Genomic DNA, 15,880 nt, shown 5'->3' with positions numbered 1-15,880 from the left:
CTTGAGGGAGCGTCACCCATGTCGTCTGTTTCTTCCTCCGTCCGCCGTATCGCCGCGACCGTTCTGGCCGCCGGAGCCGTCGTCGGCGCTGCCGCGCTGCCGGCCACCGCTCAGGACCACGACCGGCGCCAGCACCCGCGGGTGGAGATCAGCCGGGTCCAGGCCGACAGCCCCGGACGCGACGACCACTCCAACCGCTCCCTGAACAACGAGTGGGTCGAGATCACCAACACCACCCGCGACGCCATCAACCTCCGTGGCTGGACCCTGCGCGACGCGGACGGCAACCGCTACCGCTTCGACAACATCCGCATCAACAGCCACGCCACCCTCCGCATCCACACCGGAAGCGGCCGCAACACTCGTACCGACCTCTACCAGGGCAGCCGCGAGTACATCTGGGGCAACAAGGCCGACACCGCCACCCTGCGCGACGACCGCAACCGCGTCGTCGACACCGAGACCTGGGGGCGCCGCCACTGACCCCGCTTTCAGGCACGGGTAGCCCTGCGGCAATCCGCTCGGCAGGCCTGACCATGGAGAACCGCTGACCGGTCCACAGCCGCGGGCCGCCACCCTCACCAGGTGGCGGCCCGCACTGCTGTACTTCGGGCTCCAGCGGTGTCCGGGTCCCCACTGTCTGTCTGCCGGTGACGGGGGTGAGCATCTGCCGCTCGCTCCAGTCGAGGAAGCAGGCAGTCGCCGATCTCCCACACGACGTCGGCCGTCAGCTGATCGGCGTACCGCGGACGACTCCCCACAGGATCGTCAATGCTCGTCACATTGCCCCCTCTGGCCTGGCCTTGGTGTGCAGAACCCGTCGCCTCATCCGAAGGTGGCGTCGTACGCGTGCTGGAGTGCGTGCCGGTCCCAAGCGGGGGCTCGGGCGAACCAGGGCAGAACGACTCCGCTGGCGATGCCCGGAGCAGGCGCCCTGCCGTACCGGCGGAGGGGGACCAGGGCGACGGTCACGACAGCCGCGCCGATGTGGGCGCCCCACGAGTCGAGTGACGCAGCCTCGCGTGCCCCGCTGCGTTCGGCCCGCTCTGCGGCGAAGCGCCGCCGTGGCCACGTCGGCCCCGACGTTGCACCCCCCCTCAACGGGCTCCGGCTGCACGGGTCGGGGCCGCAGGCTCCCTCAGTGGCTGGTGGGTCCGTTCCAGTCGACCAGTTGGACGATGACGCCATTGGGGTCGCGGACCTGGAAGGCGCGCTCGCCCCACTCCTCGTCGGTCAGCGGCATGGTGATCTCGACGCCTTCGGAGCGCAGGCGCGTCAGCTCGCCTTCGAGGTCCTCGACGACGAAGGCGAGGATCAGACCAGCGGCGTGCTCGTCGCGCTGGTCTGCCGGGAGGCTGTCCAGCCCCCGCCGCAGGAAGATGACGTTCATGCCGGCGTCGTCGCGCGTCAGGGACGCGAAGCCGTCGGCGGCCATCTCCTCGCGGAACCCGAAGTGCTCGACGAGGAAGGTGCTGGAGGCGGGGACATCGTCGACGTTGAGCGACACGGCGCTAGAGGTGATCTTCATGAAAGCTCCTCCGGGATCGTGAGCATTTTCTCTGTACGCCGTACAATGTACATCGTACAGAGTTAGATCGCGAGAGGATTTCCCCGTGCCAACGGAACGAACCAGCTCGGGCGACCCGGCCCGCACCCTGCAACTGCTGTGGCGTGACCCCTCCACCGACCGTCGCCGAGGACCGCGACGGGGGCTGAGCATCGACGCGGTGGTCGATGCCGCCACCGCCATCGCCGACGCCGAAGGCCTGGACGCGGTGACCATGCGCGGGGTGGCCAAGGAACTCGGCGTGGTGCCGATGACGCTGTACACCTACGTCCCCAGCAAGGCGGAGCTACTCGACCTCATGCTCGACGCCGCCTACGCCCGCATGCCCCGCACCGGCACCGCCGGACAGCCCTGGCGCCAGCGCGTCACCGCTGTCGCCGAGGAGAACAAGGCCCTCTACGAACGCCACCCCTGGGCCGCGGCCGTCTCCACCGCCAGGCCTCCGCTGGGACCGGGGCAGATGTCGAAGTACGAGCACGAACTGTCCGGGCTCGACGGCCTCGGCCTCAGCGACGTCGAGATGGACGACTGCCTGACCCACCTGCTCACCTTCGTGCAGGCATGCGCCCGCGCCGACGCGGACGTCCGCGCCGTACGGCACGACAGCGCCCTGGACGACCAGCAATGGTGGGAGCTGAACGCCCCGCTCCTCGCCCGGGTCCTCGACGAGAACGCCTACCCCACCGCCGTCCGCGTCGGCGCAGCCGCAGGCGCAGCACACGGCAGCGCCTACGACCCCGCCCACGCCTACTCCTTCGGCCTGCAACGCGTCCTCGACTCCTTCGCCGCACTGATCGGCCGAAGCGCAGACGTGAAGACACCGACTTCACCGCACGGGCCCGACGTCACCGCCCCGTGAGCCGGAGCACCCGTCGCCGATGCACCGGCAGGCGAACTCGGTGAGGAGGCCCGTGACCCTCGAACTGACCGGTACCCGGTACCCGTGGCGCAGGCCAGAACGGCGTGCTGTCGGTCGCGATGGCCGATCTTGGCCGAAGGCGGACCCTGTTCCCCGGTGGAGGCCTGCGCCATAGTCGGGCCATGACGTACGACATCCCCGCCCACGAACGCGCTCTGGCCTTTGACCGGGCCGCCGACGCGTACGCCGCGTACCGGCCGCAGTACCCTGCGGCCGTCTTCGAGACCGTGGAGGAGTTCAGCGGGCGGCGTCTTGCCGGGGCCCGGGTGGCCGATGTGGGCACCGGGACGGGGATCGCCGCCCGGGAACTGCGCGAGCGCGGGGCCCGGGTGGTGGGCGTCGAGCCGGGCGCCGGGATGGCGGCGCAGTTCCGTCGCGAGCTGCCGGGGATCCCGCTGGTGCGCGGGGACGGCAACCGGCTGCCGCTGGCCGACGGCTCGCTCGACCTCGTCTCGTACGCCCAGTCCTGGCACTGGACCGACCCCGTACGCGCCGTCCCGTCCGCCCTGCGGGTCCTGCGCCCCGGGGGCGCTCTCGCGCTGTGGTGGAACGACCCGGACCTGTCCGTGCCTTGGGTGGCGGAGCAGGCGGCCAGGATCGAGCAGTGGCTGGGGCCCGGCTTCTACGTCTCCAACGTGGAAACACCGGCCGGGCTCTGCTGGAAGACCCGCACACTGCACTGGTCGCGCCGGGTCTCCGTCGATGTCCACCTAGCGAAGCTGGCCACCCATTCAGCCTTCATCCTGCTCGGCGGGCGCAGGGCCTCGGCCTTCCTCGCGGCTGAGCAGAAGCACCTCGCGGGGCACTTCCCCGACGGCGAGCTGGACGAGCCGTACGCGACCTCGGTGGCGGTGGCCCTACGCCCCGCCCAGGGTCCGCCCGTGTCCGGATGAGGGGTGTGGTCCCGTGGTGGAACCGGGAACACACCCTGCCGGGGTGACGTCGATACCGCGGCGTCAGGCCCCGTCGCCCCCTATTCCGATTCCGAGGTGGTGCCGGTGTCGTCCGACTCCGCAGGGGCGGGCGCGTCCTGGGGCGGCCCGTCGTTGGTGGTGGAGAGCGCCTGGTGGTGCGTCATCTCCTGAAACCCGTACGGCAACGCCCGGCGCCGCCCGGCGGCCTGGGTCGCACCGCTCGGCGGGGGACCTCGGGCCGGCGCGGGGGAGACGGCTGGGAAGACGGCCGGCCTGGCGGCCCTCGGCTCCCGCCCCCTGCGGCCGGGCCGGAAGCCGATCTCAGTGTGTCGGGCGCTTCGGGGGGCTGGCCACCCCGGTCTCCCGGCCGCTGAGCGCGGCGTCCAGAGTCTCCTGGGCCGTACGCATCGCCTCGGCGTACTTGGGCTCGGACATCCGCTGCCAGGCAAGGTCCGGTGCGACGTGCTCGACGTGGCTCATCACCCACCAGATGTTGTCGAACGGGTCCCGCACCCTGCCGCCGCGATCCCCCCACGCGCTGTCGGCAGCCTCGGTGATCACCTGTGCCCCGTGCGCAACAGCGGCAGCCATGGCGGCATCTGCGTCCGGGACGTAGACCCGCAACAGCGAGGGCATCGGCGGCCAGTCGGGCCGCCGGTCGAAGGCCAGGACCACCGTGTCGCCGACTCGGATCTCGCCGTGGCCGATGGTGCCGTCCTGTACCGCTACCCGTGCGATCTCCTCGCCGCCGAACGCGACGGTGATGAAGTCGAGCAGTGCGCCGGTGTCATCGGTGACCACCCACGGCGCGACGCTCGTGTAGCCCTCGGGTGCAGTGTGACTCATCGACGTCGTCCCCTCGTTGGTGTCTCTCCTTGATGTGACGACATTAGCGATCATCTGGGACAGATCCGGTCCTAGATGAGGCGCGAATCAGCGCCCCGTCGTCACCGCCAGACGGCTTGAACAGGACGGATCCGCGATAGACCGCTCGCCCCGGCCCCGGCCAGTACTCCGGCGGTTCCCGCTGCCGGCGCAGCCCGCCCTACCGGCAAGTGGCATGCCTCACCGGCCCACCGCAGCTGATGGCAGTCGCTGCGCGACCTTGTCCGCGAGCGCCTCGAACTCCGCGCGCAGGAAGGGCTCGGCGAATCCGGCAAGGCCCTTGAACCGCAGCGAAGCGGTGTAGCTCAAGCGGGTGGCCAGCGCCGACTGCGACTCGAAACGCATGTCGTCAGTCGCGGTCACGGTCTTGTTCACTCCGATGAACACCAGCTGTTGCGGTCCGCCGGCCTGATCGTCTCCCACACCCACATGACCCTGAACCGCCTGGGTATATTCGTGCACGATGAATATATTTTGGCGGAGGCGGCCGCCCGGCTCCGTGCCGCGCAGCCGGAAGCGGCCGTGCGGGCGAACGTGAGCGAAGGCGACCGGACATGAGTGAAGAGGCGGACACCGTCCCGGCGACCGTGCTGCGGGCCACCGGCATCCACATCGCCTACGGTGACGAGGCCGTGCTCGACGGCGTGGACCTGGACCTGCGAGCGGGCCACTGCCTGGCCCTCGCCGGCGCCAACGGCTCCGGCAAGTCGACGCTGCTGCGGGTCTGCGTCGGCCGGCAACAAGCCGACGAAGGGGAGGTGTTCTTCGCCGACCGGCCACCGCGCGAGGCGGACGCCGCCTTCCGGCGCGACGTCGCGCTGCTGCTCGACGGGGCCGAGTGCTTTCCCGACCTGACGGTCGGTGAGCACATCCGCATGGTCGCCACCGCGCACGGCATGGGCGAGGACGCCGGGTCCGCCACGGAGCGGGTGCTGGCGGAACTCGGACTGGACCACCGGACCGACGCGTTCCCCGACGCGTTGTCAGCGGGACAGCGCCAGATGCTTCTGCTCGCCGCGGTCCTGGTGCGTCCGGCCCGTCTGATCGTCGTGGACGAGCCCGAACAGAGACTGGACACCGGTGCCCGGCGCCGACTCGCCACCGCACTGCGGGCGGCGAAAGCGGCCGGCACGGCGGTCCTGCTGGCGTCGCACGACCGGGCGACCGTGGAGGAGGCCGCCGACCGGGTCCTGCTCCTGGACCGGGGACGCGTCGCGGCCCTCGGCACGCCCGCCGAAGTGACCGGTGCGGCGGTGGCTTCGCCATGGCGGTGACCACCGGCCTCGCGAGGGACGAGGAGAAGGCCACCGCCGACGCCATGGCACAGGTGGCGCGTGCCCGGCGGGCACGCGGTTCGGGACGCCCGCGTTTCGACGACGTGTGGTCGTGGGCGTGCGTCGCCGTCTCGGCCGTCGTGGTGCTCGCCGGTCTGGTACGGACCGCCCCCGCCATCGGCCACGCCCTCGACACCCCCGGAGGCGCCGCCACCCGCGCCGTCCTGGTCGCCTCGGGTCTGCTGCTGTGGGCGGGCCAACTGGCCACGTGCGTACGGCTGGGCCCGGTACTGCTGGGCACGGCCGAGATCACCTGGCTGCTGCCGCTGCCCGGCGACCGGGGACGGCTGCTGCGCCCCCGCCTGGCCCGCGCCGTGGTCGTCGCCACCGTCGTGGGTCTGCTCACCGGCACCCTGACGGCCGCCCTCGCGCTGCTGCTCGAAGGCCGCCCGCGGTTCACCGCACTGCCCGTGGCCCTCGGCGCGCATCTGGCCCTTGCCTGGCTCGCGGTGGCCGTGGGGACGCTGATCGAGGTACGGCCGGCCCTGGCCGGGCGGGCCCGCGCCCTCGGCACCTGTTCGGCCGCCGTCGGCTGCGCGATCCTCTTCGTCGGTCCTGCCGTTCCCGCCGCCACCCCCCTGGCCGCCCTCTGCGGGCCCGGGGGCTGGGCGGCCTGGGCGACGGCCGGCGCGGCCCAAGGGGACGTGCTCGCCTGGTCGGTGGCGCTCGGAGCCCTCCTGCTCTGCGCGGCCGTCGCGCTGCGGGCGGCCTTCGGAGCGGCCGCGGCCATCCCGACGGCCGAGTTGCTCCTGCGCAGCCGCACCAGCCGCCAGGCAGCCCAGGGCGCGACCCTGCTGGACCTGCGCGCGCTGACGCTCGTCCTGCAGTCCGCCGGACGGCGACGGGGCCGCCTGCGCATGCCGCGGTCGCGGTGGGCGGTGATCGTGTGGCGGGACGCCGTCGTCCTCCTGCGCCACCCCGGGCGGCTGATCGCGTCCCTCGCGGCCCTGGGCACCGGCGCCACCGCGACCCACCTGCTCGCCCGGTGGCTCACCGAAAGCCCCCACGGCCCGGTCGGGCCGCTCCGGTCCACGGCGATGGGCCTGATCCTGGTCGTGCCCCTCTACCTGGCGGCGGTCGCCCTCGCCGAGCCCGCCTACCAGGACACCGACCGGCCACGGCGCGCCCTCCTGCTTCCCTTCCCGCCCGGCGTGCTCGCGGTCGGACACCTGGCGGTACCCGTGCTCCTGCTGTGGGCGGCGGCCGCGGCGACCTGGTCGGTCGCCCAACTCCCGGGCATGCCCACCGATGACCTCGCCGCCTACGCGACGGCCCTGCTCCTGGCGGGACCGTCGCTCGTGGGCAGCACACTGGTCGGCGCCTATCGGGGCGCGCCCCGCTACGACCTGCTGGCCCTGTCCCTCGACTGGTACGCCGCGGTGCCCTTCGTCCTGTGGCGGCTCGCCCCGGCCCTGGCGGCCGGCTTCGTGATCGCCCCGTGGCTGTGGCACACGGTGTCCGCCGCGCCCGGCGCCTCGGACGGCTCCGCGATCCTGTGGCTCGCCGCCCGCTCCGCCGCGGTACTCGCCTGGTCGGCCCACCGCGTCAGCCGCCAGGCGCGCGACCTGTCCTGAACGGCCCCGAACCGGTGCGTCACCGCTCCCGGACCACCTCACGGCATACGCGGTCAGAGTGCCGGGGAGACCTCGGCGGAACGCAGACGCCGACTGCCGGACCAGACCTGACAGGCGGACGGGATCGACCGGGAACGTTTGCCGGGCCGGGTGGTCAGGGCGTTGCCGGTAGTGGTCTGCCGCCCCAGCGCGCCGGTACCTGCTTCCGGCCGTCTCGTGTGCCGGTCGGCTGCCGGCGGAACCGGGCGGCTCTGCCGCCCCGCTGGACGCGTTGGCAGCCGTCGTCGTACCGAGAGGTTCGCTTGGTGGTCGATCCGGGCGGCGCCGCCGGGTCGCCGTCGCCACGGTCCTCGCCATGGAGCCGGAGATCCTCGTCCCCGACGAGTCGTCCTCCAACCCGGACCCGGCCTCGCGCCGCGAGCTCGTCAACATCCTGCGCTCCCTGGACGGCACTGTCCTGATGGTCACCCACGACCAGCCGTACGCCCTGGAGCTCTGTCCGCGCTCTGTCGTCCTCAGCGAGGGCGCCATCGCCCGCCGACGGGCCGACGGGCGGGATCGTCGCCGACGAGGAGCTCAAGGCCCAGCATCGCCTGGAACTTCCGTTCGGCTTCGTGCCGAGCTCTGCCGCCTGAAATTGGTCCGACCGGCTGGATGTGCCGGTGGTTCGTGCAGGTGTGCTCCGTGCGGCGGCGGAGTCGAGGCTATGAAGGGAATCGAACGGAATCGGATGGAAGTTCATCATCCGGTCATTCCCGAACATCAACCTCAGGAGTCGCATGATGCGCCCCATCAGAGCGGCCTGCCTCGGCACGGCCACGCTGGTCACCCTCCTCGCCTGCACCCCCGTCGCGGCCGCCGCGACGGACACCGGTTCCGCCCAGGCCGGGGACAAGGCCCGGACCATCACACTCCTGGCCGAGGTGCAGCAACTGACCCGCTTCCCCGTCACCCCTGGCAGCGTCTCGCAGGGCGATCAGGTCGTGATCCGCTCGGACCTCTTCGACGAGGCGCACAACAAGGTCGGCGAGACCCACGGCACCTGCACCACCACCCGGGGCGGCGCCGATGAAGCAGAGCAGTGCGTCGTGACCTACACCCTCCCGGGCGGCCAGCTCACCGTGCAGGGAATGTACTTCAACTACCTCGACCAGGGCCCCTTCGACAACGCGATCACCGGCGGCACCGGGGAGTACAAGAAGGCCCGCGGCTCGGTCCACTCCGACACGATCGCCACGAACCCCAAGGTCGTGAGGCGCTTCACGATCCACCTCGTCTGACGGACCCCGACGTCCACCTGACCTCGGAATCCGGCCTTCTCCGCTCGCGCTGCACCATTGGAGACGGTCGTACGAAAGGAAATGTGGGTCAAGGGGACGTCCAGGGCGGCTCACCCTTCAGATCGTCAAACGCACCGACGACATGAGCGGGTTCGTGGTGCTTGCACGCAGGTGGGTGGTGGAGAGGACACTGAGCCGGCTGATGCGCTCGCGGCGCTTTGCCCGGGACTACGGGACCCGGCCCGAAAGCAGCGAAGCCGCCGTCCTGTGGTCGATGACCATGCTCATGGGACGCCGCCTCGCCCGCCACCGGAGCCGAAACGTCACCCGGCAGCCCGCCTCGGCGTGAACGCTCCGGGACGCTCCTCGGCCGGCCAGCCCCGCTCCACCAGCCGCTTCACCTTCGACCGCACCCCCGCGACCTTCGCCGGCACCGACTCCAGGCCCAGCCGTCCGGCCAGCTCCCGCGCCCGCAGCCCGGACCCGCCGGCCTCCGACTCCGGCCCGGACAGGGCCCCGGCCGGCTCCGACCGGGATTTCGTGGACGTGCGGGAGACGGGCCAGACGGGCCGACGTGAGTCCGCCGAGTCCCGCGCCGATGACCACGACAGGGTTGCGCACGAGGGCTCCTTGGTGTCAGGGGCGCCCGACCTTCGGCAGCCGTGTCTGAAAGGTCCCGGCACCTGCCGGCAAGCCACTGACATTGATGCTGGTACTCAGGTTCCGGCGGTCGTGGCCCAGCCACTGACTGACGCCCTGCTGGGCTGTCTTCCCGCTGTTCTGCCCGGCCGCCGGAACCTGTTCTCATGGCTCCGGCCGGGCGGAACATGACCTGATAGGAGCTTGGCCAGAAGCCCCCTCAATGTCCTGTCTGCGCCACCCGGCCGGCGCCCACCTCCGGTAGGGAAGGCACCATCAGCATGACATCGCAGGTCGCAGAGAAGACCGCGGACCAGGACGTTTTCGGCGGGGTCGACTCCCACGCCGACACCATCCACGTCGCGGTCATCGGTGACAACGGCGGCCACCTCGCAGACGCCGAGTTCGCCACCACCGCCGCCGGATACGCCGCAGCCCTGGCCTTCGTGACCGCCCACGGCCACGTGATCGCCATCGGTGTGGAGGGCACCGCCTCCTACGGCGCCGGATTAACCCGTGCCGCCCGCTCGCACGGGCACCGGGTCATCGAGGTGAACCGGCCCGACCGGGCCGAACGCCGCCGCATCGGCAAGTCCGACCCCATCGACGCCTACGCCGCGGCCCGCGCGGCCCTGTCCGGACGGGCCACCGGCGCACCCAAGGACGACACCGTCGCCGGCATACGCGCCCTGCACAACGCCGCCCGCTCCGCGGTCAAGGCCCGCACCGCCGCCCTGAACCAGATCACCCACATCCTCTTCACCGCGCCCGAGAGCATCCGTGCCAAGTACGGACAGCTCAAAGGAGCCGACCGCACCGACGCACTGGCCCGGCTGCGGCCGGCCGGGGACGCGGTCCACGTCGCGGTCCTCACCGCACTGAAGAGCCTCGCCCGGCGCGTCAAAGAGCTGACCGCCGAGCACACGGCCCTGACCAAAGCCTTGGACGGCGAGGCCACCGTCCACAATCCCGGCCTGCGGGCCGCCCACTGAGTCGGCCCCGACACCGCCGCCCAGCTGCTGATCACCGCCGGAGGCAACCCGGAACGCATGCGGACCGAGGCTTCGTTCGCCGCGCTCTGCGGAGCCGCACCGGTCCCCGCCTCCAGCGGCAGGACCAACCGGCACCGTCTCTCACGAGGCGGGGACCGGGCAGCCAACGCCGCCCTCTACCGCATCGCCCTGGTCCGCATGTCCAGCGACTCCCGCACCCGCGAATACGTCGCGCGCCAGACCGCCGCCGGCCGGACGAAAAGGGAGATCATCCGGCTGCTGAAACGGGCCATTGCCCGGGAGATGTTCCGCTGCCTGACCGCCACGGTCACCGTCCCCGACATCGCCGACCTGCGACCGCTGCGGCAGTCCAAGAACATCACCCTCACCGCCGCAGCCCGGCACTTCGGGGTGTGGCCCACCGCCACCTCCACCCTCGAACGCGGCATCCGCCGAGACGACGACCTCGCCCACACCTACCGCAACTGGCTCACCGCCGCTTGATCACGCGCGAGGCCATACGACGTCCGGCACATCGGGCCACGGCCGGCCGTCGGGGGAAACACCCGACGGCCGGCCGGCGCGCACGAAGTCGCCGTACTCGTCCTGGACGATGCCCTCGTTGACCCACCGGCCCCGCTCGGCTCCAGCGCGTTGCTCGGCAACCGCCAGCGCAGCCAGCGGATCCTCAGCCATGCCCAGGAGCCGGCCGAACTCGCCGGCCTCGTCATCGGGGTCGAACGGCGGGAACTCACCCAGATCGAAAAAGCTCTCACCGCCGACGTCCTCGACCGCGTGGAGGAAAACCTCGTAGCAAGTCTTCATCGCACGGACCTCGACATAACGCACCCCCGGGCGCTCCGCCGAGCCGCACGGCCCAAGGAACTGCTCGACCGAACGGCCACGCCGCAAGGCCCCGAGAATGAACGACTCCGCCAGATAACGCACCCGGCCACGATACGGCGCTCATCCCGCAGACAAGACTTGACGATCAATAGGAGCATCATCGGCGCGCCGGTCGGCGACAGATGACCTCCAGGCGCTGAGCCGTCGGTCCGGACAGCGGGGCCCGTGGTCTCCGCGGCCGCCGTCCCCGGCTCAGGGCGCAGTGGCTTCCCAGGCCGCCTCGATCATCCGGAAGACCTCGTCCACCGTGGCCCCGGGATCGTCCGCCCAACAGGCCAGCGCGTAGGCGTCGATGGCGAACCGAGCGGTCGCCCGGCAGGCCGTTGTGCTCCGGGACAGGCGGGGATCGGCGGCCATCGCCTCTGCCAGCGCCTGCGCGTGACGCAGGCTCATCGACTCCTCGTACTCCCGCAGGGCGGGTGAACCCTCGATCATGCGGCGGACGGGGGCAGTGCCCTCCGCCGTGCAGTGGCGTACCAGGGCCTGGACCTCGCGGTGCAGCGCCGGGATGAGCGGCTCGTGCGGAGCCCGGTCGGTCACCGCCCGCGTGAGGCGCTGCTCGAAGTCCTGGTCACGTTCGAACACCAGGGCTTCTTTCGAGACGAAGTGGGCGAAGACGGTGGTGACGGCCACGTCTGCCTCGGCCGCCACGTCACGGATGCCCACGGCGTCGTACCCGCGCTCCAGGAAGAGGCGCAGCGCGGTGTCAGCGATCTTCTGGCGGGTCGCGGCCTTCTTGCGTTCGCGGCGTCCGGACGGCTCGATCATGCCCTGACACTACCAGGTATGAATACCTAACCGTTGTGAAACCCTAACGGTTAGGATTAGTGTCGGCCGCATGAGGAAAATCAGCTTCGCCGAGTTCGGCGGTCCCGAGGTCCTGCAACTGGTGGAAGCCGAGGAGCCCCAGGCGGACCCCGGCCGGATACGCATCGCCGTGCGGGCGGCGGGTGTCAACCCCGTCGACTGGAGGATTCGGGAGGGACAGGTACTTGGAGCCCATCCGGTCGAACTGCCCGCCGGGGTCGGGCTGGACGCCGCCGGGGTGGTGGATCAGGTCGGCGAGGGCGTGGAGGGTGTCGAGGTCGGTGACCGCGTGTTCGGTGAAGGCTCCGACACGTACGCCGAGTTCGCCGTGCTGTCGGCCTGGGCCCGGATGCCCGAGGGGCTGGCTTTCGCGGAGGCTGCCGGGTACCCGTCGGTGGTGGAGACCGCCCTGCGCATCATCCGCGAGGTCGGCGTGCGACCCGGGCAGAGCCTGCTGGTCAGCGGCGCGTCCGGCGGTGTCGGGTCGGCCGTGCTGCAGATCGCCCGCGCGCGCGGCATCAGGGTGATCGGCACGGCCGGGGCTGCGAACCAGGACTACCTGCGCGGCATGGGCGCCCTCGCCACGACGTACGACGAGGGCTGGGTCGAACGGGTGCGGCAACTGGGCCGTGTCGACGCGGCCCTCGACCTGGCCGGCTCGGGCGTGATCCGCGAACTCGTCGAGTTGACCGGAGATCCGCGCAGGGTCGTTTCCATCGCCGACCTCGATGCGCCACGGCTGGGCGTCCGGTTCTCGGGCGTGGTCGGGAGCGTACCGGACGCGCTCGCCGAGGCCGTCGACCTCATCAGCCGGGGCAGGCTCCACATCCCTGTCGAGAAGTCGTACTCGCTCACCGAGGCGGCGGCTGCGCACACCGACAGCCGCGCCGGCCACACCCGGGGACGCCGGGTCTTGGTCATCTGAGCCGCGACCCACCCGCCAGGTCCACGCGGTGAACAACCTCGTGCGGGTCTATGGGAGTCCTGCATCCCTGGGGCCTGTCTGGCAAATGATCATCTGCTGGCTCGCGGAGCCAGTGGGAGGAGTCCGACGCGGAGCCCCGGTCCGCAGCCGCCACAGCGCGCCGGTCACCACCTGGCGATGATCACGCAACGGACGGCCACGCCCGTCCACCCGCGGCAACAGTCGCTCTATTCGCGCCCACGCCGCGTCCGTCAACTCACCTCGCCCCGCCACAAGATCAATTGTCTGACACGCCTCAACCGCGTGGAAGAGTCGTATAGATGGTGGCCGGTTCAGGTGGCGTGGTCCGGTCTGGTCGAAACTGCGGCAGATCGTACTCGGGAATCAGGAAGCTGCTGTAGTCGGCGGGCGAGGAGCTCTCTCGACCAACAGGCGCTTCGGCGTTACGCGAAGCCGGTGGCCACGAAGCAGTTGAAGCGGCGCCACTCTACCCCTGGGCGCTCGGACGTGGGTCACCCCGTGAGCATTCATCAGACAGGTCCTGGAAACGCAGCGGCGGCCGGTGGCGCGCAGGCCGAACTGGCCGGCGGCGTGCCGCTGGGCGGCCGGCATCCGGTCGACGGTGGAAGGCGAGCGCCACGTTCGCCGAGGACACGGCCCGCACCGCGGCGGGGGAGCGGTGGTTGCTGGACGGGCAGGGGCCGGAGGTGGTCCGGGACCTCATGTGGGAGCGGGCCGACGCCGTGGTGCGGCTCGACTTCCCGCGGCCCGTGGTGATGCTGCGGGTCCTGCGGCGCTCACTGCGCCGGAGCCCGCTCCGGGAGCGCCTGTTCGGAGGGAACCGCGAGCGGTGGCGCGCGTGGCTGCGCGGCCCGTCCGGTGTGGCGGGCCTGGTCCCGGCGCGCCGAGCGACGGGCCGAGATCGGCCGCAGGGCAGGATCGAGTCGACGTAGCGGCCGTCGCCCGTACGGCCCCGCCCGTGGTGGCCGAGGCCGCAGGCCTGCCCGCAGCAGCCGGGCGACCACGAGCGGGGAGAGCGTGAAGACCAGCTGGTCTCGGTGGTGGCCGGGCCGCTCGGCCGCCCGGAACCCGGGCAGGTCCGGAGCCAGAGTGGGGGCCGGTCAGCCCACGAGGTCCGGCGCCCGGAGTACGGCGGACGGAACGCCCCAGGCGTCGACGAGGTCGACGGCGAGCGGACGCACCTTGCGGCAGAGGTCGTTCACCTCGCGGCTGATCGCCTTGGAACGCTGGACGGTCAGCCGCCCGTGCTCCATGAACCAAGCCCGGTCAGCCTCGATCGCCGACAGGGCGAACAGGTCGCACAGCAGGCCCAGGGCGGCTTTCCCGCCCCCCTCGGGCAGGGCGCGCACCTGGTCCACGAAGGCCTCCGCGACCAGCCGCTCGACATGCGCGCGGGCGAGTGCGATGACGTGGTCCTGGACCTGCGAGAACACGGCGCCCGCCGCGCGCTCCTGGTCGATCCCGCGCTTGATCCGCCGGGCCAGCCCGGCGAGCAGGTGCTCCTCACGGAAGCGGAACATGGCCAACTGGTACTCCGGGTCGAGCAGGCCGGCTTCTCGGTCCCAGTCGTCGCCGCCGGGCAGCAGATCGCGTACCCGTTCGAGCAGTTTGTGCGCCGAGGTCCGCTCGATGACCGTTTCGACGGCCAGGCCGGTGACGTAGCGGACCATGCCGAGCTGGTCGAGCCCCTCGAACTCGCTCGCGTGATCGGTGAGCAGCCCCTTGGCCACGAGCTGCAGCAGGACGTGGTTGTCGCCTTCGAAGGTGGTGAAGACGTCGCTGTCGCCCTTCAGTGCGGCGAACCGGTTGACGGCGAGATAGCCGGCGCCGCCGCACGCCTCGCGGCACTCCTGGACGACGCGGGTGGCGTGCCAGGTGCTGAGTGCCTTCATGCCCGCCGCCCGTGCCTCCAGCCGGCGTCGCGCCCGCGCGTCGTCCTCGATGCCGGAGAAGACCTCGTGCAGCTGGGTGCGCACGACGTCCTGCGCCGCGTGCAGGGCGTAGGTCCGGGCGATCAGCGGCAGCAAGCGGCGCTGGTGCAGCCCGTAGTCGAGGAGAACCTGCTCCTCGGAGCCCTGCCCCACCCCGAACTGCCGGCGCCGCGCCGCGTACTTCGTGGCGACCGTCAGCGCCACCTTGGCGACGCCGGTCCCGGCACCGGCGACACTGACCCGGCCCTGCACCAGGGTGCCGAGCATGGTGAAGAAGCGCCGGTTGGGATCGTCGATCGCGCTCTCGTAGCCGCCCTCCGGCGTGACGTCGGCGAACCTGTTGAGCAGCGCCTCGCGCGGTACCCGTACGCCGTCGAACCAGATGCGGCCGTTGTCCACGCCGTTGAGCCCCATCTTGCGGCCGTCGTCCTCGATCCGGACGCCGGGCGCCGTCCTGCCACCGGTCCGCAGCGGTACGACGAAGGCGTGCACGCCCCGGGACCTGCCGTCCACCTCCAGCTGGGCGAAGACGAGCGCCAGTTCGGCGTGGCGGGCCGCGTTGCCGATGTAGTCCTTGCGGGCGTCGTCGTCGGGGGTGGTGATGACGAACTCCCCGGTCGCGCCGTCGTACGTCGCGACCGTGCCGAGCGACTGGACGTTGGAGCCGTGGCCGGTCTCGGTCATCGCGAAGCAGCCCATGAGCTCGCCGGTGATCAGGTCCCGGAGATGGGCCTCGTGGTGGCGCCGGGTCCCCAGGTGCAGGATCGCGCCGCCGAAGAGGCCGAATTGGACGCCCACCTTCACCAGGACGGAGAGATCGCCGAAGGCCAGGGTCTCGAACGCGGCGATCGATGCCCCGACGTCCCCGCCCCCGCCGTACTCGGCGGGGAAGCCCATGCCGGTCTGGCCGGTCGCGGCCATCTTGACGACGATCTCCCGCACCCGCTCGCGATACGCGTCGATGCCGAGTTCGTCGGCCTCGTCGAGGATGGAGGAGTACGTCGTCAGGTTGCCGCGGACCAGGTCGCGGATCCCGGCGTACTCCCCGTCGAGGACGGCCGTCAGCGAGGGGACATCGATCTCGGGCTGTACGTAAGCGGTCGCGGGTGCGGAAGAGTTCTCGAGTGCCATGCCGATCCGCTACCCCGCCGAAGGGCGCTCAACCAGGGGGACGAGCGGCGGCCCC

The 15,880-nt window shown here is 71.6% G+C and carries 16 protein-coding genes and 2 pseudogenes; 11 read left to right on the top strand and 7 right to left on the bottom strand.

All coding sequences use genetic code 11. The features are described from left to right. Nucleotides 1-18 precede the first annotated feature (18 nt). Entirely contained in the window at nt 19-483 is a 465-nt protein-coding gene (locus ACZ5D2_RS29285; protein ID WP_331738695.1) for a lamin tail domain-containing protein, read from the top strand. A 655-nt stretch (nt 484-1,138) separates the two neighbouring features. On the opposite strand, the gene ACZ5D2_RS29280 is transcribed toward ACZ5D2_RS29285, so the two are convergent. Then, the gene (locus ACZ5D2_RS29280; protein WP_468933406.1) at nt 1,139-1,528 is read right to left on the bottom strand and encodes a VOC family protein; all 390 of its coding nucleotides are present in this window, start codon (nt 1,526-1,528) and stop codon (nt 1,139-1,141) included. 85 nt (nt 1,529-1,613) lie between these two features. Between ACZ5D2_RS29280 and ACZ5D2_RS29275 the strand changes: the two genes are divergently transcribed. Together ACZ5D2_RS29275 and ACZ5D2_RS29270 are read left to right on the top strand one after the other, a co-directional pair. After that, nucleotides 1,614-2,426, top strand: coding sequence for a TetR/AcrR family transcriptional regulator (locus ACZ5D2_RS29275; RefSeq protein ID WP_468933403.1), 813 nt, complete (start codon nt 1,614-1,616; stop codon nt 2,424-2,426). Nucleotides 2,427-2,608: 182 nt separating this feature from the next. Continuing rightward, nucleotides 2,609-3,379 carry a class I SAM-dependent methyltransferase gene (locus ACZ5D2_RS29270; RefSeq protein WP_331738701.1) on the top strand — a complete coding sequence of 257 codons (771 nt, stop codon included), beginning with the start codon at nt 2,609-2,611 and terminating at the stop codon, nt 3,377-3,379. Between the two features lie 342 nt (nt 3,380-3,721). Here the strand turns inward: ACZ5D2_RS29270 and ACZ5D2_RS29265 are convergent, their stop codons facing one another. Next, nucleotides 3,722-4,246, bottom strand: a complete 525-nt coding sequence (locus ACZ5D2_RS29265; RefSeq protein ID WP_331738702.1) for a VOC family protein — start codon at nt 4,244-4,246, stop codon at nt 3,722-3,724. A gap of 219 nt (nt 4,247-4,465) precedes the next feature. Beyond that, nucleotides 4,466-4,747: an SRPBCC family protein gene (locus ACZ5D2_RS29260; RefSeq protein WP_331738704.1), complete on the bottom strand. Its 282-nt coding sequence runs from the start codon at nt 4,745-4,747 to the stop codon at nt 4,466-4,468. Nucleotides 4,748-4,839: 92 nt separating this feature from the next. On the opposite strand from ACZ5D2_RS29260, the gene ACZ5D2_RS29255 reads away from it, so the two are divergent. From ACZ5D2_RS29255 to ACZ5D2_RS29230, 6 genes and pseudogenes are all read left to right on the top strand, one after another. Further along, nucleotides 4,840-5,559 (top strand): ABC transporter ATP-binding protein, encoded by a 720-nt coding sequence (locus ACZ5D2_RS29255; protein WP_331738706.1) that lies wholly within the window; start codon nt 4,840-4,842, stop codon nt 5,557-5,559. Continuing rightward, on the top strand, nt 5,550-7,193 hold the full coding sequence (locus ACZ5D2_RS29250) for a DUF6297 family protein (protein ID WP_468933399.1): 1,644 nt from the start codon (nt 5,550-5,552) through the stop codon (nt 7,191-7,193). The genes ACZ5D2_RS29255 and ACZ5D2_RS29250 overlap by 10 nt, the downstream gene beginning before the upstream one ends. A 316-nt stretch (nt 7,194-7,509) precedes the next feature. Continuing rightward, nucleotides 7,510-7,828 (top strand): annotated as a pseudogene (locus ACZ5D2_RS29245) (ATP-binding cassette domain-containing protein); the annotation flags it as partial. Nucleotides 7,829-7,975: 147 nt separating this feature from the next. After that, nucleotides 7,976-8,473 carry an allene oxide cyclase barrel-like domain-containing protein gene (locus tag ACZ5D2_RS29240; protein WP_371681513.1) on the top strand — a complete coding sequence of 166 codons (498 nt, stop codon included), beginning with the start codon at nt 7,976-7,978 and terminating at the stop codon, nt 8,471-8,473. Nucleotides 8,474-8,651: 178 nt separating this feature from the next. Continuing rightward, nucleotides 8,652-8,822, top strand: coding sequence for a hypothetical protein (locus ACZ5D2_RS29235; RefSeq protein WP_371681514.1), 171 nt, complete (start codon nt 8,652-8,654; stop codon nt 8,820-8,822). Nucleotides 8,823-9,393: 571 nt separating this feature from the next. Continuing rightward, a pseudogene (locus ACZ5D2_RS29230) lies at nt 9,394-10,431 on the top strand (IS110 family RNA-guided transposase); the annotation flags it as partial. Between the two features lie 177 nt (nt 10,432-10,608). On the opposite strand, the gene ACZ5D2_RS29225 reads toward ACZ5D2_RS29230, so the two are convergent. Both ACZ5D2_RS29225 and ACZ5D2_RS29220 read right to left on the bottom strand, forming a co-directional pair. After that, entirely contained in the window at nt 10,609-11,052 is a 444-nt protein-coding gene (locus ACZ5D2_RS29225; RefSeq protein ID WP_331738716.1) for a hypothetical protein, read from the bottom strand. 150 nt (nt 11,053-11,202) lie between these two features. Continuing rightward, entirely contained in the window at nt 11,203-11,778 is a 576-nt protein-coding gene (locus ACZ5D2_RS29220; RefSeq protein WP_331738719.1) for a TetR/AcrR family transcriptional regulator, read from the bottom strand. Nucleotides 11,779-11,848: 70 nt separating this feature from the next. On the opposite strand from ACZ5D2_RS29220, the gene ACZ5D2_RS29215 reads away from it, so the two are divergent. Beyond that, nucleotides 11,849-12,742 carry an NADP-dependent oxidoreductase gene (locus ACZ5D2_RS29215; RefSeq protein ID WP_331738721.1) on the top strand — a complete coding sequence of 298 codons (894 nt, stop codon included), beginning with the start codon at nt 11,849-11,851 and terminating at the stop codon, nt 12,740-12,742. A 48-nt stretch (nt 12,743-12,790) separates the two neighbouring features. Here the strand turns inward: ACZ5D2_RS29215 and ACZ5D2_RS29210 are convergent, their stop codons facing one another. After that, a complete protein-coding gene (locus tag ACZ5D2_RS29210) occupies nt 12,791-13,015 on the bottom strand; it encodes a transposase (protein ID WP_331738723.1) in 225 nt (74 codons plus the stop codon). Between the two features lie 410 nt (nt 13,016-13,425). Between ACZ5D2_RS29210 and ACZ5D2_RS29205 the strand changes: the two genes are divergently transcribed. Further along, nucleotides 13,426-13,695, top strand: coding sequence for a hypothetical protein (locus tag ACZ5D2_RS29205; protein ID WP_371681515.1), 270 nt, complete (start codon nt 13,426-13,428; stop codon nt 13,693-13,695). A gap of 168 nt (nt 13,696-13,863) precedes the next feature. On the opposite strand, the gene ACZ5D2_RS29200 is transcribed toward ACZ5D2_RS29205, so the two are convergent. After that, a complete protein-coding gene (locus ACZ5D2_RS29200) occupies nt 13,864-15,825 on the bottom strand; it encodes an acyl-CoA dehydrogenase family protein (RefSeq protein WP_331738727.1) in 1,962 nt (653 codons plus the stop codon). Nucleotides 15,826-15,880: the final 55 nt, after the last annotated feature.

The organism is Streptomyces sp. NPDC031479 (assembly GCF_055581065.1).
The sequence above is the reverse complement of the archived record's forward strand: the minus strand, read 5'-3'. Positions and strand labels throughout refer to the sequence as shown.